We start from the raw sequence: 23,269 nt of genomic DNA, 5'->3' as shown, positions 1-23,269 counted from the left end.
GGGCGGGTGCGTGCCTAATCTGCCTCCCGACCATGGAACCTGCCGCACGAACCCCTTGAGCCCCTCGGATCCACCGGCCGACCCCGGCGCCCACGACGAGCCGACGCCCAGCCCGGAGCCGCAGCGTCACCAGGAGGAGCGGGAGGAGAGCCCCTGGGCCTTCTGGCGCAGCGTGCTGATCACCCTGGCGGTGGCCCTGGGCATCCGCCAGTTCCTGCTGGAGGCCCGCTACATCCCCTCCGGCTCGATGCTGCCGGGCCTGCAGCTCCAGGACCGGCTGCTTGTCGAGAAGCTGTCCTTCCGGCAGCGGCCGCCGCGGCGCGGCGAGGTGGTGGTGTTCCGCTCCCCGTACCACTTCGATCCGATCCTCACCGGCCCGACCAAGCCGGGGGCGCTGCGCTGCCTGCTGGTCAACCTGCCCCTGATCGGCTCCCTGCCGGGGATCCAGCAGCCGGCCTGCGATGCCTACATCAAGCGGGTGATCGGCCTGCCCGGCGAGCGGGTGGTGGCCGACCCCCGCGGCCGGGTCAGCATCAACGGCCGTCCCCTCGACGAGCCCTACGTCAGGAACTACTGCCCGGTCGATCGTCAGGGGGTCGGACCCTGCCGCACCATCGACGTGGTGGTGCCCCCCGGCCACCTGGTGGTGATGGGCGACAACCGGGCCAACAGCTGGGATGCCCGCTTCTGGCCCGGGGGGCCGCTGCTGCCCGAGAGCGAGCTCATCGGCCGGGCCTTCTGGCGCTTCTTCCCGTTCAGCTCGGCCGGTCCGCTGCCAGAGCCCAACGCGCCGGATCGCTGAGCCCGCAGGCCAGCAGCCGCCCCTGCAGCGATCGCCCCCGGCAGGGCCGGTTGGCCGCCAGGGAGCCATCGGGGGCCTCCTCCCAGCGCCAGGAGCGGCGGGGATCGAACAGCAGCCACTGCGCCGTGCCGGCCTCCAGGACCGGCTCCGGCAGGCCCAGGAAGCGGGCCGGTCCCCAGCAGAGGGCCTGCCAGAGCTGCTCAGGCCGCCAGCTCCGGCATCCCACCAGTTCCTCCCACAGCAGCGGCAGCACCAGACCGTGGCCCGCCACGCCGGGGCGGCGCTGGTCGAGGGGGAGCAGCTCCTCCTCCGCATCCAGGGCGATGTGGTGCACCGCGACGGCGCTGATGACCCCGTCGGCCAGGCCGTCGATCAGGGCGCGCCGATCAGCCGGCCCCCCCAGGGACGGCTCCACCAGCCAGCCCTCGTCGGCGGGATCGAGGCCGCCGCTGTCGGCGACCAGGTGCCACCAGCCCACCGAGGCCATGGGCGCCTGGCCATGGCGCCGCAGCCGGGCCACCGCTTCGGCGGTGGAGACGTTCATCAGCCGCAGGTTCGCCGCGGGCAGGTCGTCGGCCAGGGAGAGCAGGGTCTCGAGGGGGAGGGTCTCGCTGCCGGGGGGATCGAGGGGCCAGCCCGCCCGCAGGGCCTCCACCCGCTCCCGCACGAAGCCGCGCCGTGCCAGGGCCCCGTCCCGGGGCGGCAGCAGCACCGGCCGGTCCCCCATCTCCCCGAGCCGCAGGCCGCGCTCCAGCAGATCGAGCGGCGGCAGGGCCGCCCCGGCCGCCAGGCCGCAGGCGCCGGCGGCCAGCTGGTCGCCGTGGGGGGCCAGGTCCCGGTCGAGGCCGTCGACGCTGAAGCTGCCCCAGGTGAGCAGCCGCATCGGGTCCGGCCAGCTCCAGGCCAGCCGCTCGGGCCGATCGCGCCAGCTGGAGGCCCACGGGAGCAGGGCCACGGTGCCGTAGCCGCCCGAGGCGGCGGCCTCCCGGAGGCTGGCCAGGGTTTCGGCACGCCCCTGCAGGGGGTCCTCCAGCACGCTGTGGGGATCCACCAGGGCCGGTGCCAGCCAGCAGCCCTCGGCGTCGAACGGGGCGACGCCGGCCGCCCCCAGGACCACGTCCGGCTCCGGGTCGATCGCCCGCAGCACCCCGTCCTCCAGCAGCACATCGGCCCGTCGCGGCGGCCGCCCCGGGGCCTCCAGCAGAGTCACCCCGCGGATCAGCAGCTGACGGACCATGGCAGGGGGCCTCGGTGGGATGGGCCGGCTAGAGGGCGCCGGCGGCCGTGCGATCGATCACGCCCCCCAGATGGGCGGTGAGATTGAGGGCACTGACCACCGGCGGCGCCGTCGCCCCCCGGGGATAGTCGATCACGGTCACGCCGCCGTTGCCCTGCTTGATGGCCCAGATGTCGGCGGGGGTGAGGCCGAGCAGGGCGCAGAGGATGGTCTTGTTGACCGCATCATGGGCGACCACCAGGGCCGTCTCCCGGGGATCCAGCCCGGCGACGATCCGGTTCCAGGCCGCCAGCGACCGGTCCCACACCCCGCCGATGGTCTCCCCTTCCGGCATCTGCACGGTCTCGGGGGTGCGCTTCCAGGCGGCGAGCAGGTCGGGCCAGCCGGCGGCGATCTCGCTTTCCAGCCGGCCCTCCCAGAGGCCGTGGCCGATCTCCCTCAGCCCCCGGGCGGTGGTGAGCGGCACGCCGGGATGGGAGCCCAGGATCACCTCGGCGGTGCGCAGGGGGCGGGCCATGTCGCTGCTGTAGGCGCGCTGCAGCGGGATCGGGGCCAGAAAGGCCCGCGCCGCCTCCGCCTGGGCCAGGCCGTGGGCGTTGAGGGGAATGTCGATCTGGCCCTGGAAACGGCCCTCCCGGTTCCAGTCGGTCTCGCCATGGCGCACCAGCAGCAACCGGCACCCAGGTCCGGCCGGGGGCAGGGCCGTGCCCAGGTGGGCGGTGCCGTTGAGGGATTCCAGCTGCACCGAGGGGCGCCCGCCCTCGCCGCGGACCAGGTTGAGCACCGAGATGGAGGCGTTGTCGAGCCTGAGGCGCAGGAAGCCGCTCGCCGGCAGCCCCAGCAGGTGCAGCACCAGGCAGCGCAGGATGGCGTTGTGGGCCACCACCAGCACGGTGTCGTCATCGCCGTGCCGGGCCAGCAGGCCATGGGCGAAACGGCCCGCCTGCTCCAGCAGCTCGGGCACCGGGCGGTAGGTGGAGCCGTCGGGCCTCCGCAGCTCCATGGTCTCGGGGGCCTCGCGCCAGCGGCGCTCCTGCTCCGGATCGACGTCCCGCAGCTCGCTGCGCAGCAGGCCGCTCCAGGGCGCCAGATCGATCTCCAGCAGATCGTCGTCGAAAACGGGGACCAGCGGCGAGCCGTGGCGGGCCAGCAGGGCGGCCGCGGTGGCGCTGGCCCGCTGCAGCGGTGAGCTGTAGACGGCGGTGAAAGCAAGCTCCGCCAGGGCCTCCCCCGTGCAACGGGCCTGGCGCTGCCCCTCCTCGGTGAGGTTGGAGAGGTCGTCACGGCCCTGGATGCGGTGCTCCAGGTTGAAGCTGCTCAGCCCATGGCGGACCAGCACGATGCGAAGGGGCAAGGTGCTTGTGGCGCACGCCCGGCCATCGTATGGGACGGGCGCAGGGGAGAATCAGCACCCATCGCCGCCGAGGTGGTCCGGTTGAACGGAACCCCTTCCCGATCCGGACCGCCCGCCTCCCCACCGGGCTGGAAGAGTCTGCTGGCCCTGCTCAGCCTGGCGCTGTGCGGCCTGCTCTGGGTGGGCGGCCTGATCGACAGCCTCGAGCGCCCGTCGGTGGTCGATTCCCTCAGCCTGCGGCAGCTCGAGCTGACCGCCCTGGCGGCCGAGGCCGTCCCGGCGGAGCTGCGGCCGCTGCTCACCGGGGAGGATCCGCGGCGGGAGCTGGGCCATGAGCTGCGGCGGCAGATGGAGGCCGCCGAGGAGCCACCGCTGGCCCTGCGCCGCCTCGAGAGCGCCCTGCTGGAGCGCGACGCCGGCAGCGCGGCAGCCCTGGACGAGGACACCGAACTGAGGCAGCTGGCGACCCAGGTGGACGCCGTGCGGCGTCCCCTGATCCAGGCACTGCTCGACGGACGGCGGGTGACGGCGGAGCAACGCCGGCAGCTGCTCGCCCCCTGGTCGGCGCCGCTGATGGTGCAGCAGCTGGTCTGCGAACAGCTGCCGGGGGACCCGGGGGCCTGTCCGGCGGAGGAGCGGTCCCTGCGGCTGCTGCTCATGCTGCTGGCGGTGACCACCCTGCCGGCCCTGTTCCTGCTGGTGGGGGCCGCCCTGCTGCTGCGTCAGGGCTGGCTGGCCTGGCGCGGCCGGCTGGCCGCCGCGCCGCCGCTGGTGGGCCCGCCCCTGAGCCCCGTCGATGTGACCCTGCTGATCGCCGGCGGCTTCGTGGTGCTCGGCGAAGTCGTCGTGCCGATGGTGGTTCAGCCGCCGCTGCAGATCGCCCTGCAGCGCCTGGCGGCCCCCAGGGCCCTCAGTCAGGGCATCGAAGTGCTGGTGCTCTATGCCGCCTTGATGGCCGCCCCGCTGCTGCTGCTGGCCCTGATGCTGCCGCGCCGGGGGACCCCTCCGGCGGGGGGCTGGCTGCAGTGGCGGTGGCGGCCGACCCGCTCGGCCCTCGGCGGTGCGCTGGCCAGCCTGCTGATGGTGCTGCCGGTGGTGACGGCCTCGAGCTGGGCGATCGACCGGATCTGGGCCGACCCTGGGGGCAGCAACCCCCTCCTCGACCTGGTCCTGACCAGCGCCGACCCGCTGGCGCTGGCCTGTTTCGCCGTCACCGCCCTGGTGGTGGCGCCCCTGTTCGAGGAGGTCCTGTTCCGGGGCGTGCTGCTGCCGGTGGCGGGCCAGAGGCTCGGCGGAGCCGGCGCGGTGGTGCTGAGTGCCGCCGTGTTCGCGATCGCCCACCTGAGCCTGGCGGAACTGGCCCCGCTGTTCGTGCTCGGCCTGGGCCTCGGCTGGCTGCGCTGGCGCAGCGGCCGGCTGGGCAGCGCCGTGCTGATGCACGCCCTCTGGAACGGGATGACCTTCATGAATCTCCTCTTTCTCGCCGACTGACGGCGCTTGCTGCGGTCCCCGATGGGTGGTTCACTTGCGCAGTGCCTATCAGGTCCCTTGGCCGCCTCCCCCGCCCCACGCAGCCAGTCCCCGCTGCCGAATCCGAGGTCCCTGCAGCGGCCCCTGCAGCTGATCGAGGGGTCCCTCTCGGCGCGCCGGATCGAACGCCAGGCCCCCTGGCTGGCCGGCCTGCATCGGATCAGCAGCGGCGCCCTGGTGGGACTGGGCTTGTCCATGCTCGGCCTGAGCGCCCTCACCCTGCACTGGCAGAACCAGTGGGCGCACAGCTTCGCCAAGCTGGAGGCCTCCAAGACCCTCGAGCACCGCATGCAGGAGTCGTCCGCCCTGCTCGAGCAGCATCACCTCAGCCTGGTGCGGCGTCCCGGCCTGCTGGAGCCCACCAGCAGCGCCAAGCTCATCCATCTGCCTGAACCCCGCAGCAGCCGCCCCCGCGCCCCCCTGCCGCTGCTCGCCGGCTTCCAGCTGCGCGCCATCCCGGCCGGCTACTGATGCCCCCCGCCTCCCGTTCCGGGCCCGGCGAGGGCCGCCCCCCGGTGGGCGCCGCCGGGGGTGGACGCCGCCCCAGGGGAGCGGCAACGCGGCGGGTGGTGGAGATCCAGCCGATCCCCACCGGCCGCATGCTCACGGTCTACGTGCTGCTGTGCGCCGCCCTGGTCGGGCTGGCGGGACGGCTGGCCTGGCTCCAGGTGGTGAAATCCCCCGAGCTTCAGGCCCGGGCCAGGGCCATCCAGACCCATGCGGTCACGCCCATCGGCAAGCGGCGCACTATCGTCGACCGGATGGGCCGGCTGGTGGCCCTCGATGAGGAGCGCTTCACCCTCTGGGCCCACCCGCGTTACTTCAACCTTCCCGGCGACGAGCCCCAGCAGGTCCGTCCCCCCGCCGACGTGGTCAGGGAGCTCTCCAAGGTGCTGGCCCAGCCGCCGGCCGACCTGCTGGAGACCATCGGCAGCCGTCGCAGCGGCGTCAAGCTCGCCACCGGCCTGGATCCGGAAACGGCGAACCGGGTCAAGGAGCTGGGCATCAGCGGCCTCGACCTGGAGGCCTATCCCCAGCGCGTCTATCCCCAGGGGTCCCTGTTCGCCAACGTGGTGGGCTTCCTCAACCTGGAGAGGGTGGCCCAGGCTGGCCTGGAGCAGAGCCGGGACCGGGACCTGCGCCGCCAGGAGGTGACCCTGAGCATGCGCCGTGGCGCCGACGGCACCCCCCTGCCCGACGGCCTCCAGGCCGGGGCGCTCTACGGCGACGACCTGCGGCTGCAGCTCACCCTCGATGCCCGTCTCCAGCAGGTGGCCCAGCAGGCCCTGACCAAGCAGGTCAAGCAGTGGCGGGCCAAGCAGGGCGCGGCCCTGGTGATGAATGCCCGCAACGGCGAGATCCTGGCCCTGGCCTCCACCCCCACCTACGACCCCAACCGGTTCTGGAGCTACAGCCCCGCCCTGTTCCGGGAATGGTCGGTGCAGGATCTCTACGAGCCGGGGTCCACCTTCAAGCCCATCAACCTGGCCCTGGCCCTGCAGGAGAAGGCGATCCGCCCCGGCGACAAAGTGAACGACGTGGGCCAGCTGACGATCGGTGGCTGGCCGATCTTCAACCACGATCGCCGCGCCAACGGCGTGATCGACTTCCCCACGGTGCTGCAGGTGTCCAGCAACGTGGCGATGGTGAAGGCCATGGCCCAGGTGAAGCGCGATCGCTTCTGGCACTGGCTGCGGGCCTTCGGCATCGACGAGATGCCGGACACCGACCTGCCCGGGGCCGTGGCCGGCCAGCTCAAGAGCCGCAGCGAGTTCACCTCGGCGCCGATCGAGCCGGCGGTCGCCGCCTTCGGCCAGGGTTTCTCCCTGACCCCCCTCAAGCTGCTGCAGCTGCACGGGATGCTCGCCAACGGCGGCCGGCTGGTGAGTCCCCACATCACCCGCGGCCTGCGTTCCGGCGATGCCCTGGCCAGCGCCACCGCCCCCACGGGCGTCCAGCTGCTGGATCCGGCCGTCACCCGCACCGTGGTCAAGTGGATGGAATCGGTGGTGGAGAACGGCAAGGGGATGAAGATCCCCGGCTACCGGATCGCCGGCAAGACGGGCACGGCCCAGAAGGCCCGCAACGGGGTGTACATCCCCGGAGCGCGGATCTGCAGCTTCGTGGCGATCCTGCCGGCGGAGGATCCCAGCTACGTGGTGCTGGTGGTGGTGGACGAACCCCAGGGGGGCAATGCCTACGGCTCCACCGTGGCCCTGCCGGTGGCCCGGCAGATCGCCGAGGCCCTGCTGGTGATCGAGAAGGTGCCCCCCAGCCAGCCCACCGCCCGCCTCACCGCCAAGGCCGGCCGCTCCTGAGCCAGCCTGTCCTCATTCCCACAACCCCCGTGCATCGCCGTGGGGGGCCATGGCTAGCGTCAAGGCCAGCAGACAACGCGCCCGACACCGTTCCACGATGGCCAACCTTCTCGAACAACTGGCCGCCATGACCGTGGTCGTGGCCGACACCGGCGACATCGACGCGATCCGCCAGTTCACGCCGCGGGATGCCACCACCAATCCGTCCCTGATCCTGGCCGCCGCCCAGATCCCCACCTACCAGGAGCTGATCGACCGCTCCCTGCGCGAATCCCGGCAGGTGATCGGTGCCGAGGCCCCCGCCGAGGACGTGGTGCGCGAGGCCATTGACGAGATCAGCGTCACCTTCGGCAAGGAGATCCTCAAGATCGTCCCGGGGCGGGTGTCCACCGAGGTGGATGCGCGCCTCAGCTACGACACCGAGGCCACCATCACCAAGGCCCGCAAGCTGATCGGCCTCTACGCCCAGGCGGGCATCGGCACCGACCGGGTGCTGATCAAGATCGCCTCCACCTGGGAGGGCATCAAGGCGGCGGAGGTGCTCGAGCGTGAGGGCATCCACTGCAACCTCACCCTGCTGTTCGGCTTCGCCCAGGCCGTGGCCTGCGCCGAGGCGGGCATCACCCTGATCTCACCGTTCGTGGGGCGCATCCTCGACTGGTACAAGAAATCCACCGGTCGCGACAGCTATCCCGGGGCGGAGGATCCGGGCGTACTCTCGGTGACGCGGATCTTCAACTACTTCAAGACCCACGGCTACGGCACCGAGGTGATGGGCGCCAGCTTCCGCAACATCGACGAGATCGTCGAACTGGCGGGCTGCGACCTGCTGACCATCTCCCCGGCCCTGATGGACCAGCTGCGCCAGAGCGACGCCCTGCTGGAACGCCGCCTCGACGCCGCCCATCCGGGCGCCAGCGAAGAGCGGATCCATATCGACGAGGCCACCTTCCGCACGATGATGGCGGCGGATGCCATGGCCAGCGAGAAGCTCGATGAGGGCATCCGGGGCTTCTCCAAGGCGATCGAGACCCTCGAAGGCCAGCTGGCCCATCGCCTGGCCGTGATCGAGGGCGGGGCCGCCTTCACCCATGCGGTGCACGAGATCTTCCTGCTCAACGATCTCGACGGCGACGGCTGCATCACCCGGGAGGAATGGCTCGGCAGCGATGCCGTCTTCGATGCCCTCGACACCGACAACGACGGCCGCCTCGCCCCCGAGGATGTGCGCGGCGGCCTGGGAGCGCCGCTGGCGATCAGCCGCTGAAGCCCGGGCCGCCCGCCGCCGCCCCTGCCTTGATCGGTTGTTCACCTTGATGGGCAAGGATGGATTCCCCCCCTGTTCGCGCATGGCCCACACCGTCCACGCCCTCGACACCATGCGCGCCCTCGCCGACAAGGGTGAGGTGCGGGACGTCGAGGCGGGTTCCGTCATCTTCCGGGCCGGGGAGCCCGGTGACTGCATGTTCGGCCTGCTGGAGGGGACGGTGCGGCTGAGCTGGAACGCCGATGCCGGCCACGAGGACATCCAGGCGGGCGACGTCTTCGGGGCCGGGGCCCTGGTCACCCAGGACCACCGCCGCTACGGCCATGCCACGGCCCTCACCCCCTGCCGGCTGCTGGTGATGAACCGCGAGAAGTTCCTGTTCGCCGTCCAGGAGGCGCCCATGTTCGCCATCGAGCTGCTGGGCTCCATCGACCAGCGCCTGCGGGACCTCAAGGGCGCCAGCCGCTCCTGAGGGGCTGGCGGGGCCTCCGGCACCGCGACCCGTGTCGCCCCCTCAGCCCCGCTGGAACACCAGCCGGCGGATGACCCGCTGGGCGATCTCGCCGTAGCCCATCTCCCCCGAGAGGATCTGGGCGATGCGCTGGGGCGCGGTGGGCCGCTTGATGCCGAGCTGGTAGCCCACCCGCGGCACCCGGTAGAACACCTGGGCGATGCGTTTGCCCCAGGCCATCGAATCGCCCCAGGCCTCACGCATCCGCAGGCTGTAGTGCTCCAGCGCGGCGCCGTCGCCATCCAGCCAGCGGTCGAGGGCCGCCGCCGCTTCGCAGCCGCTGAGCAGGGAGGGCCGCAGGCCCTCGGCCAGGAAGGGATCGCAGAGCGAAGCGGCATCACCGACCGCCACCAGGCCCGGGCCATGGAGGGGGTGGTGGCCGTTCCACAGGCGCAGCTGGCCGTGGCGGCGCTCCCCCGCCGATTCCGGCAGCCCCAGGCTGGGCAGCAGGGCGGAGAGCACCGCCCCACTGTCGGCCTCCTGCTGGCCGACGAAGGTGCCCACCCCGATGCTGTAGCCGCCCCGGCGGGGAAACACCCAGCAGAAGCCGTGGTGCACCAGGCCGAACTCGAAACGGGCCATGTCGGCGGGATCGGGATCGGCCGCCACCTCCACCGACACGGTGGCGGCGAAGCGGGGCCGGGAGGGCCCCAGGCCCAGGGGCACCGCGAAGCGGGAGCCGGAGCCGTCGGCGATCACCACGGCCCGGGCCAGCAGCCGCAGGTCCCCCGGCCCGGCGACCTCCCAGAGGCCATCGTCACGGCGCTCGATCCGCTCGGCCCGGCAGCCGTGGCGCAGCTCGCCGCCGGCCTCGACGGCCCGCTCGGCCAGGAAGGCGTCGAGGACGCTGCGGCGCACGATCCAGAACGGGGCTTCCCCCGGCAGCTCGGCCGTCACAGGATCCTCCAGGCACCAGGTGAACCGCACCCGGCGGATCACCTGGTCGACGGCGGGGGCCAGATCGAAGGGGAACCAGCGCTGCACCGAAGCGGCCATGCCGCCTCCGCAGGGCTTGGACCGTCCCGGGGGCTGGGCCTCCAGCAGGATCACCCGGCGCCCCCGGTTGGCGAGGTGGAAGGCCGCCGCGCCGCCGGCGGGGCCGGCCCCGACGACGATCACGTCGGCATCGGCAGGGCTGCTCACACCTTGAGGATGTCGGCTTCCTTCTCCGCCAGGTGCTTCTCCAGTTCGGCGATGTAGCGATCGGTCAGCTTCTGGACCTTCTCCTGCTCGTCATGGCTCTGGTCCTCGGAGAACTCGCCGTCCTTTTCCTGCTTCTTGATCCGCTCGATTCCCTCCCGCCGCAGGTTGCGCAGCCCCACCTTGCCCTCCTCGGCGTACTTGGCGGCGAGCTTGCAGAGCTCCTTGCGGCGGTCCTCGGTGAGGGGCGGGATGTTGATGCGGATCACCCGGCCGTCGTTGTTGGGGGTGAGGCCCAGGTCGCTCATGGCGATGGCCTTCTCGATCAGCGCCATCGAGCCCTTGTCGAAGGGCTGGATCTGGATCGTCTGGGCGTCGGGGGTGGAGATCGTCGCCAGCGACTTGAGCGGCGTTTCGGAGCCGTAGTACTCGACGGTCAGCTTGTCGAGCAGGGAGGGGTTGGCCCGACCGGTGCGGATGGTATTGAAGGTGCGCTGGGTGGCTTCCACCGACTTGCGCATGCTGGCTTCGAGATCCATGGCAGGGGAAGGGTGGTGGGGAGGGGACGTCAGCGGGGGGGCGCCGGCACGATGCTGGTGCCGATGGGCTCACCGGCCACCGCCCGGCCGATATTGCCCGAGCCGAACAGGTCGAAGACCACGATCGGGATGGCGTTGTCCTTGCACAGGGCGATGGCGGTGCTGTCCATCACCTCCAGCTCGCCGCTCAGCACGTCGAGGAAGGTGAGGGTCTCGTAGCGGACCGCGTCGCTGTGCTTGGCGGGGTCCTTGTCATAGACCCCGTCCACCTTGGTGGCCTTGAAGATCACGTCGGCGTTGATCTCCGCCGCCCGCAGGGCGGCGGTGGTGTCGGTGGTGAAGAAGGGGTTGCCGCAGCCGGCGCCGAAGATCACCACCCTTCCTTTTTCCAGATGCCGGATGGCCCGGCGGCGGATGTAGGGCTCGGCCACCTCCTGCATGGAGATGGCGCTCTGGACGCGGGTGGGCACCCCGGCCCGCTCCAGCCCGTCCTGCAGGGTGATGGCATTCATCACCGTGGCGAGCATGCCGACGTAGTCGGCGGTGGCCCGGTCCATGCCCGCCGCCGAGCCCTTCAGGCCCCGGAAGATGTTGCCGCCGCCGACGACGATCGCCAGCTGGGTGCCGCCGGAGACCACCTCGACCACATCCTTGGCGATCGATTGAACGATGGCGGGATCGATCCCATAGCCCTGGTCACCCATCAGCGCTTCACCGCTGAGTTTGAGGAGAACGCGCCTGTAGGCCATCGACTCGTGCGATCGGGCGAACAGTAGCAACCCCTCCCGCGCCGCCACCAGGTTGCCGGCGCCGGCGACTGCCGCTTCACTGCCGCAAAGGAGCACCGCCATGGCCGTCGACCCGCCCGGATGTCCCGTCCCCCGCGGCCCCCGCGGCAGTGACGTCATGGCCCGGCTAACGCTCTCGGCCCTGGACCGGGCCAGCGGCAGCCCGGGGTTCTGGGGCGAGCCGGAGGTGCACCGGGCCCTGCTGGTCAGCGGGCTGTCGGTGCTGGTCTGCAGCCTGGCCCGGCTGCGGGCCGACCTGGACTGACCCCGGCTCTCCAGGAGAACGCCCTCAGTACTCGATGCCCGCCTGGGCCTTCACCCCCTGCTCCCGGAAGGGGTGGCGCACCACCTTCATCTCCGTGACCAGATCGGCCCGCTCCAGCAGGGCCGGCGGGGCGCCGCGGCCGGTGAGGGCCACATGGGTGAGGGCCGGACGCAGGCCCAGACCCTCCAGCACCTGCTCCGGGTCGAGATAGCCCAGCTTGAGGGCCACGTTGATCTCATCGAGCACCACCAGCTTGCGCTCGCCGTCGGCGAGGTAGGCGCAGGAGCGCTCCCAGGCGCTCTGCACCAGCTGGCGGTCGCGCTCCCGGTCCTGGGTCTCCCAGGTGAAACCCTCCCCCAGGGCGTGCCAGTGGAGGTCGTCGCCGAAGCGCTCCAGGGCCCGGGCCTCCCCCGGCTGCCAGCCGCCCTTGATGAACTGCACCACCGCCACCTTGCCGCCATGGCCCAGGGTGCGCAGCACCAGGCCCAGGGCCGCCGTGGTCTTGCCCTTGCCCTCGCCGGTGAACACGAGCACCAGCCCCTTCTCCAGGCTCCGCTCCCCCACCCGCTGCTGCTGCACCTCGCGGCGGCGCTGCATGCGGCGGCGGTAGGCCTCCTGGTCCACCTCGGGGGCCAGGTCGCCCCCCGGGCCCAGTTCCTCGGCCTGGCGATCCAGGGCCAGGGTGTCGTCCGCGGCGGCGGGAGAGGGGGTGGAGGCGTTCGCCGTCATGGGGAGCGGTGTCCGTTTGGGGCACTCTGGCGGAGCCGTGCCAGGGCCGTGTCGACCGCCTGCTGCTGGTCCCGCCGGGTGATCCAGTGGTGGTACGTGCGGGTGTGGATCGCCACCGAGTGGCCCATCATCCGGGCCGCCACCGTGTCGGGCAGGCCGATGTGGATCGTGCGCACGGCCCAGGCGTGGCGCAGGTCGTAGGGGGTGATCGGCAGCCCATAGCGGCGGAACTGCTCCGCCACCCGCCGGCCCACCTGCTGCAGGGTGGTGCGGCGCAGGTCAGTGCAGACCCGGGGCAGTTCGGCGCCGCCCTCCCCCAGGCCCTCCAGGCCGAAGTGCTCCACCCAGTCGGGCTGGAACGGCCACACCTGGTGCTCCCCGGTCTTGCTGGTGGGCAGCACCCGCAGCACCCGGTCGCCCCCTGGCGCCAGGGCGGAGAGGTCGCAGAAGAACACCTCGTGGTTGCGCAGGCCGTAGGTGGCCATCAGGCCGTAGGCCAGGCGCCAGCGGGGGTTGGGGATGGCCGCCACCAGCTCCAGGATGCGCGCATCACTGGGCAGGCCCCGGAACCGGGCCACATGCAGGCCGTAGCCACCGCTGCGCTCGCTCCAGTCGGCCGGCAGGGGCAGCTCCAGGTGGCGGGCCAGGGCCCCCAGGGCAAGGCCGCACTGCTGGCGGCTGCGGCTGGCCAGGGGGTAGGTCTCCAGCACCCGCTCCAGCAGGGGCACATCGACGGACGCCGGCCTGGCACCGGAGGCGGCGGCCACCGCCGCCAGGCGCCGCAGGTAGGGCCGGTAGGCGCCGCTCCAGGTGCTGCGGCTGCCGGCGGGCCGGCGCCGGCGGCGGGGATCGGCGAAGAAGGCGGCCTCGAAACCGGCCAGCAGCGGCGTGAGCCCGGCGGCCTCGTCGGGGAAGCCCACCGCCGGGGGCGACGGAGCCGGGGATGGGGGCCCCAAGGGGACGGCGGCTGGGGAGGGCGCTGGCGCGGCCGGCCGGCGGCGCCAGTGCTCCCAGGAGAAGCGGCCCCGCTCGACCGCCTCCCGCACCCGGGCCAGCTGCTCGAGGGCGGCGGCCACCCCCTCTGCCGTGGCCGGCAGCCCCAGGCTGATCCGCTGCACGGGCCGCGCCGCCGTGCCCTTCGCACAGGGCAGGGGCCCCCGCAGCCCCAGCCGCTGCTGGCGGATCTCCAGCCGCAGGGCGGTGCCCGAGGCCGCCAGTTGCCGGTTCTGGTGCCGCACCAGGTCGGTCAGATCAGCTGGCGCCGGATCGGGCCCGGCTGCTGCAGGCGCGACGGGGGGTGGCGGGGCGGCCGGGGGGATGGCGGGGCGATCGGGGAGCTGAGCCGGAAGCTACCCCTGCCGTCCCGGGGCCGCCAGGGCAGGGGGCGGTGACCCACCGGGCAGCCGCCGGTGGGGAGGCGGGGTTACGCTCTGCCTTTCTGATCGAAGGCATGGCCAGGGTCGGCGTGCTGCTGCTGAACCTCGGCGGTCCTGAGCGGATCGAGGACGTCGGGCCATTCCTCTACAACCTGTTCTCCGATCCGGAGATCATCCGCCTGCCCACGCCGGCGCTGCAGAAACCCCTGGCCTGGCTGATCAGCACCCTGCGCAGCGGCAAGTCGAAGGAGGCCTACCGCTCCATCGGTGGCGGCTCCCCCCTGCGCCGCATCACCGAGCAGCAGGCCCGGGAGCTGCAGAGCCGCCTGCGCCAGGAGGGGGTGGACGCCACCAGCTACGTGGCGATGCGCTACTGGCACCCCTTCACCGAATCGGCGGTGGGCGACATCAAGGCCGATGGGGTGGAGGAGGTGGTGGTGCTGCCGCTCTATCCCCACTTCTCGATCAGCACCAGCGGCTCCAGCTTCCGGGAGCTGCAGCGCCTCCGCCAGGCCGACCCCGCATTTCGCCGGCTGCCGATCCGCTGCATCCGCAGCTGGTACGACCACCCCGGCTATATCAATGCCATGGCCGGGCTGATCGCCCGCGAGATCCGCAACTGCGAGGCACCGGCGTCGGCCCACATCTTCTTCAGTGCCCACGGGGTGCCCAAGAGCTACGTGGAGGAGGCCGGCGACCCGTATCAGAAGGAGATCGAGGCCTGCGCCGCCCTGGTGATGGAGCGCCTCGAACAGCTGCTGGGCCACCCCAACCCCTCCACCCTCGCTTACCAGAGCCGGGTGGGGCCGGTGGAATGGCTCAAGCCCTACACCGAGGACGCCCTTCGGGAGCTCGGTGAGCAGGGCGTCCAGGAGCTGGTGGTGGTGCCGATCAGCTTCGTCAGCGAGCACATCGAGACCCTCGAGGAGATCGACATCGAGTACCGGGAGATCGCCACCGAGGCCGGTGTCAGCCACTTCCGCCGGGTGCCGGCCCTCGACACCGACCCCACCTTCATCCAGGGCCTCGCCGACCTGGTGCAGGAAGCCATGGCGGGCCCGGAGGTGAACCTCGACATGGCGGCCCAGCTGCCCAAGAAGGTCAAGCTCTATCCCCAGGACAAGTGGGCCTGGGGCTGGAACAACAGCTCCGAGGTCTGGAACGGCCGGCTGGCGATGGTCGGATTCTCCGCTTTTCTGCTGGAATTGCTCACCGGTCACGGCCCGCTGCATGCCCTTGGACTGCTCTGACCGCCCCAGGCGCCCCGGGCTTCGGAGCCGGTCGCTGGTGATCGCCGCCACCCTGGGGCTGAGCAGCCAGGCCCTGCCCGCCGAGGCCCGCAACGCCAGCCTGTGGGCCAGGGGGGTGTTTCCGGTGGCGAGCTTCGCGGGCTACACCAGCGGCTTCGGCATGCGCTCCCACCCCCTCAGCGGCGATGTCCGACCCCACTACGGCATCGACATCGCGGCGCCCATGGGATCGCCGATCCGCAGCTGGTGGGCCGGAACGGTGAGCGAGGTGATCGTCGACGGCGGCTGCGGCAACGGGCTGGTGATCCGCTCCGGCAGCTACGAGCACATCTACTGCCACCTCGGGGGCCAGGCCGGCAACGGCGTCTACCGCAGCGGCGGCATCCTGCTGCGGGAGGGGCAGCGGGTGGCCACCGGCCAGGTGATCGGCCATGTGGGCCTCACGGGCAGCACCACCGGACCCCACCTCCACTGGGGCATGCGTTACCGGGGCGCCTGGATGGATCCGGCCCGAGTGTTGCGGGCGATGGCGGAGAGCCGCCGTCAGCGCAACCCAAACCCCCTCCAGCGACCTAACCTTGGTGTCTTCCGCTGATGGTTCCGAGACCCCTGCCCGGACACCTGGCTCCCGGGCCGACCGCTCTCCCATCCTGACGACTCCCTCCCCTTCGCCCGACCCCAGCCGCCGCCGTGACGCTCACGCCCCTTCCCTCCGCCATCGCCGCCGCCGGGACCAGCAGCCCCAGTGTTTCCACCCCTGAGGCGCCGCAGCCTTCCTCAGAGCCGATGCGCGTGAGCGGGGCCTACGCCCTGATGGATGCCCTGCACCGCCACGGCGTCCGCCACATCTTCGGCTACCCGGGCGGCGCCATCCTGCCCATCTACGACGAGCTCCATAAGGCGGAAGCCCGGGGCTGGCTGCAGCACATCCTGGTGCGCCACGAGCAGGGCGGCACCCACGCCGCCGACGCCTACGCCCGCGCCACCGGCCGGGTGGGCGTCTGCTTCGGCACCTCCGGCCCCGGCGCCACCAACCTGGTCACGGGGATCGCCACCGCCCAGATGGATTCGGTGCCGATGGTGGTCATCACCGGCCAGGTGCCCCGGGCCGCCATCGGCACCGACGCCTTCCAGGAAACCGACATCTTCGGCATCACCCTGCCGATCGTGAAGCACTCCTGGGTGGTGCGCGACCCCGCCGACATCGGCCGCATCGTGGCGGAGGCCTTCCTGATCGCCGCCAGCGGCCGGCCCGGGCCGGTGCTGATCGACGTGCCCAAGGACGTGGGGGCCGAGGAGTTCGACTACACCCCCGTGGCCCCGGGATCGGCGATCCCCTCCGGCTTCAAGCGCTCGCCGGCCCCCCGACCGGAGGCCATCGCCGCCGCCCTGGGCCTGATCCGCCAGGCCCGGCGCCCCCTGCTCTATGTGGGTGGCGGCGCCATCGCCTCCGACGCCCACGCCGAGGTGCACCAGCTGGCCGAACGGTTCCGGCTGCCGGTCACCACCACCCTGATGGGCAAGGGGGCCTTCGACGAGAACCACCCCCTTTCCGTCGGCATGCTCGGCATGCACGGCACCGCCTATGCGAACTTCGCCGTCACCGAGTGCGACCTGCTGATCGCCGTCGGAGCCCGCTTCGATGACCGGGTCACCGGCCGCCTCGACAGCTTCGCCCCCCGGGCCCAGGTGATCCACATCGACATCGATGCGGCCGAGGTGGGCAAGAACCGGGTGCCCGAGGTGCCCGTCGTCTCCGACGTCAAGCAGGCCCTGGAGGCCCTGCTGCAGGCCTCGGTCGGCGAGGGCTCCAACCGCCGGACCGACGCCTGGCTGGAGCGCATCGACACCTGGAAACACCACTACCCGCTGGTGATCCCCCAGCCCACCGGCGAGATCGCCCCCCAGGAGGTGGTCATCGCCCTGCGGGAACTGGCCCCCGAGGCCTTCTACACCACCGATGTGGGTCAGCACCAGATGTGGGCGGCCCAGTTCCTGCGCAACGGACCCCGCCGCTGGATCAGCAGTGCCGGCCTCGGCACCATGGGCTTCGGCATGCCCGCCGCCATGGGCGTCCAGACCGCCTTCCCCGACGAGACGGTGATCTGCGTGGCCGGGGACGCCAGCATCCTGATGAACATCCAGGAGCTGGGCACCCTCAGCCAGTACCAGCTGCCGGTGAAGGTGGTGGTGCTCAACAACGGCTGGCAGGGGATGGTGCGCCAGTGGCAGGAGAGTTTCTACGAGGAGCGCTACTCCAGTTCCGAGATGACCGGCGGCATGCCCGATTTTCCCGCCCTCGCCGAAGCCTTCGGCGTCAAGGGCATCGGCATCACCGACCGGGCCCAGCTGCGCTCCGGCCTCGCCGAGGCCCTGGCCCATCCGGGCCCGGTGTTCGTGGATGTGCGCGTGCGCCGCAACGAGAACTGCTACCCGATGGTGCCCCCGGGCGCCAGCAACGCCCAGATGGTCGGCCTGCCCAGCCATCCCGAACTGGCCATCGACACCATCCGCCAATGCAACGCCTGCGGCAGCACCACGGCCAGCGCCCACCTGTTCTGCCCCAGTTGCGGCGCCAAGCTCTGACCCTGCTGGCGGTCCTGCTGGCCCTGGTGATCGCCTGGCCCGGCGCGGCCGCCGCGGCGGAGGTGTACCAGGTGCGCAGCGGCACCCTGCTGCAGGTGGGGGATGGCAACCGCAGCTACCCCGTGGAACTGGCCTGCATGGAGCTGGCTCCCGGGCAGGAAGCCGAGGCGATCAGCTGGCTGCGGCAGGCCCTGCCTCGCCGCACCAGGGTGAACCTGCGCCCCATGGGACAGCGGGACGGCACCCTGCTGGCCCGGGTGAGCCTGCTGGCCGGCGGCGAGGACATCGCCGACGGGCTGATCGGTGCCGGCCTGGCCCGGCCGGAGGCCTGCCCATGAGCCTCAATCGCACCGCCAAGGGCATCGTGCTGGTCCCCACCCTGCTGCTGGGCGGGGCCTTCCTGGCCGCCGGCACCTGGGTGGACGGGCCCGCCGCCGCCAACCGGGGCCTGGCCCTCACCCTCGGCGCCGTCCTGATGGGAGCCGGCCTGCTGGCCCAGCTGCTGCCCGAATCCGGCCCGCCCCCCACCGACCCCGACGCCGACCCCTGAGCGCCGGCCCAGGCACCAGCGCGACGACCAAAGATCACAGCCCGGCGCCGGCACGGGTGGGCGGGCCCAGAGTTGGCTCAGTCAGGGCGAAGGGGATGCGGGACTCCGATCGGCTCGTCGTGCCCCTCGCCGAGGTCGGCCTCGACGCCATTGCCGAGGTGGGCGGCAAGAACGCCTCCCTGGGCGAGATGATCCAGCGGCTGGAGCCCGCCGGCGTCCGGGTGCCGGGGGGCTTCGCCACCACGGCCGCCGCCTACCGGCTGTTCATCGCCGCCAACGGGCTCCGGCCGGTCCTGGCCGAACTGCTCGACGGGCTGGATGCCGACGATTTGGCGGCCCTGCAGGCGGCCGGCCAGGGGGCCCGGGAGCGGATCGGCCAGGCGGAACTGCCGCCGCCGCTGGCCCAGGCGATCGTGGCCGCCTACCGGGAGCTCAGAGGGGAGCTGGCTTCCGGCGGGGAGTTGTCCTCCGCCGGCAGCCCGGCCGTGGTGGCGGTGCGCTCCAGCGCCACGGCCGAGGACCTGCCGGAGGCCAGCTTCGCCGGGCAACAGGAGACCTTCCTGCACGTCGAGGGGGAGGCGGCGCTGCTGGAGGCCTGCCGGCGCTGCTACGCGTCGCTGTTCACCGATCGGGCCATCGTCTACCGGCAGCAGCACGGCTTCGATCACCTGGAGGTGGCCCTCTCGATCGGGGTGCAGCGCATGGTGCGCTCCGATCGGGCCAGTTCCGGGGTGATGTTCAGCATCGACACCGAAACCGGCTTCCGCGACGCCGTGCTGCTGACCGCCGCCTGGGGGCTGGGGGAGAACGTGGTGCAGGGCGCCGTGAACCCCGATGAGTGGCTGATCTTCAAGCCCACCCTGGAGAAGGGGTTCGCCCCGATCCTGAGCCGGCGGCTGGGGAGCAAGGCCCTGCGCATGGTCTATGCCGACCCCGGCGGCGGTGATGGCCGGGCGGTGCGCAACGAGGCCGTGTCCCCCCAGGACCGCCGGCGCTTCGCCCTCAGCGACGCCGAAGCCCTGACCCTGGCGCGCTGGGCCTGCGTGATCGAACGCCACTACGGCGAGCGCCGCGGGATGCCCACCCCGATGGACATCGAATGGGCCAAGGATGGCCTCAGCGGCGAGCTGTTCATCCTCCAGGCCCGACCGGAAACGGTGGAGTCCCGCCGGGGCGGGGCCGTGCTGCGCAGCTGGCACCTGGAGTCGCACCCGGCGGAGGAGATCACCAGCGGCCGGGCCATCGGCGCCTCGGTGAGCAGCGGCCCGGCCCGGGTGATCAGCGATCCCGGCGAGATCGCCCGGTTCATGGACGGCGACCTGCTGGTGACCCGCCGCACCGACCCCGACTGGGAGCCGATCCTGCGCAAGGCCAGCGGCGTGGTCACCGACCAGGGGGGCCGCACCTGCCACGCGGCGATCATCGCCCGGGAGATGGGCCTGACGGCGATCGTCGGCACGGGCGACGGTACCGGCCGGATCGCCGACGGCGACACCATCACCCTGAGCTGCTGCGAAGGGGACGTGGGCCACGTCTACCGGGGGGCGGTGCCGTTCCGGGTGGAGGAGCAGGCCATCGGCGACCTGCCGGCCACCCGCACCCGGATCCTGATGAACGTGGGCAACCCCGAGGAGGCCTTCCACCTGGCCTCGATCCCCTGCGACGGCGTGGGCCTGGCCCGGCTGGAGTTCATCATCGCCAACCACATCCGGGTGCACCCCATGGCCCTGCTGGAGCCCGAGCGGGTGACGGACGCCGCCGAGCGGGGCGCCATCGCGGAGCTGGTGGCGGGGTACGACGCGCCGGCCGACTACTACGTGGACCTGCTCAGCCAGGGCATGGCCCGGATCGCCGCCGCCTTCCATCCCCGGCCGGTGATCCTGCGTTTCTCCGACTTCAAGAGCAACGAGTACGCCCGCCTGCTGGGCGGAGCGGCCTTTGAGCCGGCGGAGGAGAACCCGATGATCGGCTGGCGCGGGGCGTCGCGCTACTACGCCCCCGCCTTCCGCGCCGCCTTCGCCCTGGAGTGCCGGGCCCTGCGTCGGGTGCGGGAGTCGATGGGGCTGGCCAACGTCATCCCGATGGTCCCCTTCTGCCGCACCCCCGAGGAGGGGGACCGGGTGCTGGCGGTGATGGCCGGCGAGGGCCTGGAGCGGGGGAAAGACGGCCTGGAGGTGTACGTGATGTGCGAGCTGCCCAGCAACGTCATCGGTGCGGAGGCCTTCGCCGAACGCTTCGACGGCTTCTCGATCGGCTCCAACGACCTCACCCAGCTCACCCTGGGGCTCGACCGGGACTCGGCCCTGGTGGCGGACCTGTTCGACGAGCGGCATCCCGCGGTCAAGGACATGATCCGGCTGGCGATCCACACGGCCCGCCGCTGCGGCCGCAAGATCGGCATCTGCGGCCAGGCCCCCAGCGACTATCCCGACTTCGCCCGCTTCCTGGTGGAGGAGGGGATCGACTCGATCAGCCTCAACCCCGACGCGGTGGTGCCCACCCGCATCGCCATCGCCGCCCTGGAGGCCGAGCTGAACGCGGCCAGCCCGGCGGGGAGGGCCTGAGGGGGCGGTCTCCGGTTCGCCTCAGCAGGCGGCCTGGCGGAGCCGCACCGGCTCTGGGTCCGCCGGCGTCCCAACACCCCCGAACCAGAGGCGCCAGAGCAGCACGGCATGGGCGCCGCAACGCACCACGCAGAGCGCCGCCAGACCCATGCAGAGGGGACAGTGAGCCAGACCCATCCGAAATCCGGCCCCAGGCGCGATCAGGTTCCACCATGGCACCTTCGGCGCCGGATCGGCAGGGTTCGCCACGAGCGTTGGCGCCCCTGCCGTGCCGTTGGCGCCCGCCCCGCCGTGCCCTAGAACGCCAGCAGCCCTCCACCTGCCACGGCCGTGCTGCGCCTCAGCGAGCTGAAACTGCCGCTCGACCACAGCGCCGACGACCTGGAGGCGGCCATCACCCGCCGGCTGCGGCTAGCCCCGGGGGAACTGCGCAGCCATCACCTGGTGAAGCGCAGCGTCGATGCCCGAAAGCGCGGTGCCATCGCCCTGGTGTACTGCCTCGACCTGGAGCTCGAGGCCGGCGCCAGGCGCCGCCTGCTGCGCCGCTTCGCCGGCGACCCCCACCTGCGTCCGACCCCAGACAGCCGCTACCGGCCCGTGGCCCGGGCGGAGGGAGCCGCCGCGGAGCTGCGCCCGGTGGTGGTGGGTGCCGGCCCCTGCGGCTACTTCGCCGCCCTGCTGCTGGCCCAGATGGGCTGGCGACCGCTGCTGCTGGAGCGCGGCAAGGCGGTGAAGGAACGCACCGCGGACACCTTCGGCTTCTGGCAGGGCCGCCGCCGCTTCGATCCCGGCTCCAATGCCCAGTTCGGCGAGGGTGGGGCCGGCACGTTCTCCGACGGCAAGCTCTACAGCCAGGTGAGCGAGAACCCCGCCTACATCCGCAAGGTGCTGGAGGAGCTGGTGGCGGCCGGGGCCGATCCGGAGATCCTCACCCTGCACCACCCCCACATCGGCACCTTCAAGCTGGCCACGGTGGTGCGCGGGCTGCGGGCCCGGATCGAGGCCCTGGGGGGCGAGGTCCGCTTCGGTCAGCACGTGGTGGAGCTGCTGCTGGGGGACGGCCCCCAGCGGCGCCTGGCGGGTGTGCGGCTGGCCGACGGCACGGCCATCGCCTGCGACCATCTGGTGCTGGCTCCGGGACACAGCGCCCGGGACACCTTCGCGATGCTGCATCGCCTCGGTGTGGCCATGGAGCCCAAACCCTTTGCGGTCGGGGTGCGGATCGAGCACCCCCAGGCCCTGGTCGACCGAGCCCGCTGGGGGGAGGCGGCGGGCCATCCGCGGCTCGGGCCGGCGGAATACAAGCTGGTCCACCATGGCAACGGCGAAGGGGGGGCCGGCGCCGGCCGCAGCGTCTACAGCTTCTGCATGTGTCCCGGCGGCCTGGTGGTGGGGGCCACCTCGGAGGAGGGCTGCGTCGTCACCAACGGCATGAGCCAGCACTCCCGCCGGGAGCGCAATGCCAACAGCGGCCTGGTGGTGCCGATCAGCCAGGAGGATCTGGCGCCCTACGCCGAGGAGGGGGCAGAGGCCCTGGCCGGGATCGCCTTCCAGCGCCACTGGGAGCGGCAGGCCTTCGACGCCGGCGGCGGCGACTACCGGGCACCGGCCCAGTGGCTGGAGGATTTCCTGGAGCACAGGCCCAGCCGGGAGCCCCCCCCGGAGGCGGTGGTGGGCTCTTACCAGCCCGGCCTGCGCTTCGGCAGCCTGGACGACTGCCTTCCGGCCTACGTGCTCGACGCGATCCGGGAGGCCCTGCCGGCCTTCGCCCGGCGCATCCCTGGCTACGCCATGGCGGGGGCGCTGCTGACCGGCGTCGAGACCCGCACCTCCTCACCCCTGCGGCTGCTGCGCCACCCCACCGGGCTGGAGAGCCTCAGCACCCCGGGGCTCTTCCCGGCCGGAGAGGGGGCCGGCCATGCCGGCGGCATCCTCTCGGCGGCGATCGACGGCATCAAGGTGGCCGAGGCGGTGGCGCTCAGCCTTGGGACACCACACCGCTCCACTGCACCGCCCTGACCCCATCGCGGCGCCAGGAATGGAAGAGGGCCGTTTCGGCCACGGTGCAGAGCGGGCAGAGGCCGATCCGCTCCGGCCCGATCCCCTGGCCTTCCAGCTGCAGGGCCGTGGCCCTTCGGATGTCGAGCCGGTCCCGGCCGGGGGCGGGATCCGGCAGCAGGGCGCCGCAGCGCTCCAGATCGGCCAGGGCCCGCTCCTCCGGCGGCGGCCCGCTGCCCTCGACCGCCATGGCGGCGGCCACCTGCAGTGTCACGGAGCGTTCCACCTGATAGCGGAAGCCGGCCACGGCCGGACCCAGCGCCACCACCAGCCGGTCCCGGCTGGCGCCGTCCGCCACCAGCCCTTCGATCGCCGCCGGCACGATCCTGGCCGCGACCCCGCGCCAGCCCGCGTGGCAGGCCGCCACCCGGCCGCTGGCGGGGTCGGCGAGCAGCACGGGGGTAC

General features: G+C 72.4%; 23 protein-coding genes. 14 read left to right on the top strand and 9 right to left on the bottom strand.

What is annotated here, in order from left to right; all coding sequences use genetic code 11:
* Positions 1 to 55 precede the first annotated feature (55 nt).
* Positions 56 to 802, top strand: a complete 747-nt coding sequence (gene lepB, locus KBY81_RS08705) for a signal peptidase I (RefSeq protein WP_106221330.1) — start codon at positions 56 to 58, stop codon at positions 800 to 802.
* On the opposite strand, the gene KBY81_RS08700 is transcribed toward lepB, so the two are convergent.
* A complete protein-coding gene (locus KBY81_RS08700; protein ID WP_254976258.1) occupies positions 756 to 2,039 on the bottom strand; it encodes a dihydroorotase in 1,284 nt (427 codons plus the stop codon). The genes lepB and KBY81_RS08700 overlap by 47 nt on opposite strands.
* Positions 2,040 to 2,067: 28 nt before the next feature.
* Complete coding sequence (locus KBY81_RS08695; protein ID WP_254976257.1) at positions 2,068 to 3,393, bottom strand: histidine phosphatase family protein; 1,326 nt, start codon at positions 3,391 to 3,393, stop codon at positions 2,068 to 2,070.
* A gap of 72 nt (positions 3,394 to 3,465) precedes the next feature.
* Here KBY81_RS08695 and KBY81_RS08690 point away from each other — a divergent pair, with 72 nt between their 5' ends.
* From KBY81_RS08690 to KBY81_RS08670, 5 genes are all read left to right on the top strand, one after another.
* On the top strand, positions 3,466 to 4,884 hold the full coding sequence (locus tag KBY81_RS08690) for a CPBP family intramembrane glutamic endopeptidase (protein WP_254976256.1): 1,419 nt from the start codon (positions 3,466 to 3,468) through the stop codon (positions 4,882 to 4,884).
* A 57-nt stretch (positions 4,885 to 4,941) separates the two neighbouring features.
* Positions 4,942 to 5,394: a hypothetical protein gene (locus tag KBY81_RS08685; protein ID WP_106221337.1), complete on the top strand. Its 453-nt coding sequence runs from the start codon at positions 4,942 to 4,944 to the stop codon at positions 5,392 to 5,394.
* The gene (locus tag KBY81_RS08680) at positions 5,394 to 7,241 is read left to right on the top strand and encodes a penicillin-binding protein 2 (protein WP_106221339.1); all 1,848 of its coding nucleotides are present in this window, start codon (positions 5,394 to 5,396) and stop codon (positions 7,239 to 7,241) included. Before KBY81_RS08685 ends, KBY81_RS08680 begins: the two co-directional genes overlap by 1 nt.
* A gap of 97 nt (positions 7,242 to 7,338) precedes the next feature.
* A complete protein-coding gene (locus tag KBY81_RS08675; protein ID WP_106221341.1) occupies positions 7,339 to 8,508 on the top strand; it encodes a transaldolase in 1,170 nt (389 codons plus the stop codon).
* 82 nt (positions 8,509 to 8,590) lie between these two features.
* Positions 8,591 to 8,980, top strand: a complete 390-nt coding sequence (locus KBY81_RS08670) for a Crp/Fnr family transcriptional regulator (protein ID WP_015107737.1) — start codon at positions 8,591 to 8,593, stop codon at positions 8,978 to 8,980.
* Positions 8,981 to 9,022: 42 nt separating this feature from the next.
* Here KBY81_RS08670 and KBY81_RS08665 read toward each other — a convergent pair whose 3' ends face one another.
* Genes KBY81_RS08665 through pyrH form a run of 3 tightly spaced genes read right to left on the bottom strand, consistent with a single transcriptional unit; the run spans position 9,023 to position 11,447 of the window.
* Positions 9,023 to 10,162, bottom strand: a complete 1,140-nt coding sequence (locus KBY81_RS08665) for an NAD(P)/FAD-dependent oxidoreductase (protein WP_254976255.1) — start codon at positions 10,160 to 10,162, stop codon at positions 9,023 to 9,025.
* The gene (frr, locus tag KBY81_RS08660) at positions 10,159 to 10,698 is read right to left on the bottom strand and encodes a ribosome recycling factor (RefSeq protein ID WP_015107735.1); all 540 of its coding nucleotides are present in this window, start codon (positions 10,696 to 10,698) and stop codon (positions 10,159 to 10,161) included. The genes KBY81_RS08665 and frr overlap by 4 nt, the downstream gene beginning before the upstream one ends.
* 29 nt (positions 10,699 to 10,727) lie before the next feature.
* Positions 10,728 to 11,447, bottom strand: a complete 720-nt coding sequence (gene pyrH / locus KBY81_RS08655; protein WP_106221345.1) for a UMP kinase — start codon at positions 11,445 to 11,447, stop codon at positions 10,728 to 10,730.
* A 157-nt stretch (positions 11,448 to 11,604) separates the two neighbouring features.
* Between pyrH and KBY81_RS08650 the strand changes: the two genes are divergently transcribed.
* Entirely contained in the window at positions 11,605 to 11,751 is a 147-nt protein-coding gene (locus KBY81_RS08650) for a hypothetical protein (protein WP_181280119.1), read from the top strand.
* A gap of 24 nt (positions 11,752 to 11,775) precedes the next feature.
* Here the strand turns inward: KBY81_RS08650 and cobO are convergent, their stop codons facing one another.
* Together cobO and KBY81_RS08640 are read right to left on the bottom strand one after the other, a co-directional pair.
* The gene (gene cobO / locus KBY81_RS08645) at positions 11,776 to 12,480 is read right to left on the bottom strand and encodes a cob(I)yrinic acid a,c-diamide adenosyltransferase (protein WP_254976254.1); all 705 of its coding nucleotides are present in this window, start codon (positions 12,478 to 12,480) and stop codon (positions 11,776 to 11,778) included.
* Positions 12,477 to 13,718, bottom strand: coding sequence for a site-specific integrase (locus tag KBY81_RS08640; RefSeq protein WP_254976253.1), 1,242 nt, complete (start codon positions 13,716 to 13,718; stop codon positions 12,477 to 12,479). The genes cobO and KBY81_RS08640 overlap by 4 nt, the downstream gene beginning before the upstream one ends.
* Positions 13,719 to 13,930: 212 nt before the next feature.
* Here KBY81_RS08640 and hemH point away from each other — a divergent pair, with 212 nt between their 5' ends.
* The 6 genes from hemH to ppsA all read left to right on the top strand — a co-directional run bounded on the left by hemH (position 13,931) and on the right by ppsA (position 20,806).
* Positions 13,931 to 15,106, top strand: coding sequence for a ferrochelatase (hemH, locus tag KBY81_RS08635; RefSeq protein WP_254976252.1), 1,176 nt, complete (start codon positions 13,931 to 13,933; stop codon positions 15,104 to 15,106).
* Positions 15,107 to 15,143: 37 nt separating this feature from the next.
* Positions 15,144 to 15,701, top strand: a complete 558-nt coding sequence (locus KBY81_RS08630) for a M23 family metallopeptidase (protein ID WP_254976251.1) — start codon at positions 15,144 to 15,146, stop codon at positions 15,699 to 15,701.
* A 191-nt stretch (positions 15,702 to 15,892) separates the two neighbouring features.
* Positions 15,893 to 17,692, top strand: a complete 1,800-nt coding sequence (gene ilvB / locus KBY81_RS08625) for a biosynthetic-type acetolactate synthase large subunit (RefSeq protein ID WP_219904268.1) — start codon at positions 15,893 to 15,895, stop codon at positions 17,690 to 17,692.
* Positions 17,674 to 18,030: a hypothetical protein gene (locus KBY81_RS08620; RefSeq protein WP_106221357.1), complete on the top strand. Its 357-nt coding sequence runs from the start codon at positions 17,674 to 17,676 to the stop codon at positions 18,028 to 18,030. The genes ilvB and KBY81_RS08620 overlap by 19 nt, the downstream gene beginning before the upstream one ends.
* Positions 18,027 to 18,242 (top strand): GIVxVP protein, encoded by a 216-nt coding sequence (locus tag KBY81_RS08615; RefSeq protein ID WP_106221359.1) that lies wholly within the window; start codon positions 18,027 to 18,029, stop codon positions 18,240 to 18,242. The genes KBY81_RS08620 and KBY81_RS08615 overlap by 4 nt, the downstream gene beginning before the upstream one ends.
* Before the next feature lie 95 nt (positions 18,243 to 18,337).
* A complete protein-coding gene (ppsA, locus tag KBY81_RS08610) occupies positions 18,338 to 20,806 on the top strand; it encodes a phosphoenolpyruvate synthase (protein WP_254976250.1) in 2,469 nt (822 codons plus the stop codon).
* A 21-nt stretch (positions 20,807 to 20,827) separates the two neighbouring features.
* Here ppsA and KBY81_RS08605 read toward each other — a convergent pair whose 3' ends face one another.
* Positions 20,828 to 20,983, bottom strand: a complete 156-nt coding sequence (locus KBY81_RS08605; protein WP_181280140.1) for a hypothetical protein — start codon at positions 20,981 to 20,983, stop codon at positions 20,828 to 20,830.
* A gap of 153 nt (positions 20,984 to 21,136) precedes the next feature.
* On the opposite strand from KBY81_RS08605, the gene KBY81_RS08600 reads away from it, so the two are divergent.
* A complete protein-coding gene (locus KBY81_RS08600; protein ID WP_254976249.1) occupies positions 21,137 to 22,825 on the top strand; it encodes an NAD(P)/FAD-dependent oxidoreductase in 1,689 nt (562 codons plus the stop codon).
* Here the strand turns inward: KBY81_RS08600 and KBY81_RS08595 are convergent.
* Positions 22,785 to 23,269: polyphenol oxidase family protein (locus KBY81_RS08595; RefSeq protein ID WP_254976248.1), on the bottom strand; the 485-nt coding region annotated here is incomplete at its 5' end. The two genes, KBY81_RS08600 and KBY81_RS08595, sit on opposite strands and share 41 nt — an antisense overlap.

This window comes from Cyanobium sp. Lug-B (assembly GCF_024345635.1).
GTDB classification, from domain to species: domain Bacteria; phylum Cyanobacteriota; class Cyanobacteriia; order PCC-6307; family Cyanobiaceae; genus Cyanobium; species Cyanobium minutissimum.
Note: the sequence above shows the minus strand (reverse complement) of the source record. Positions and strands in the feature narration are given on the sequence as shown.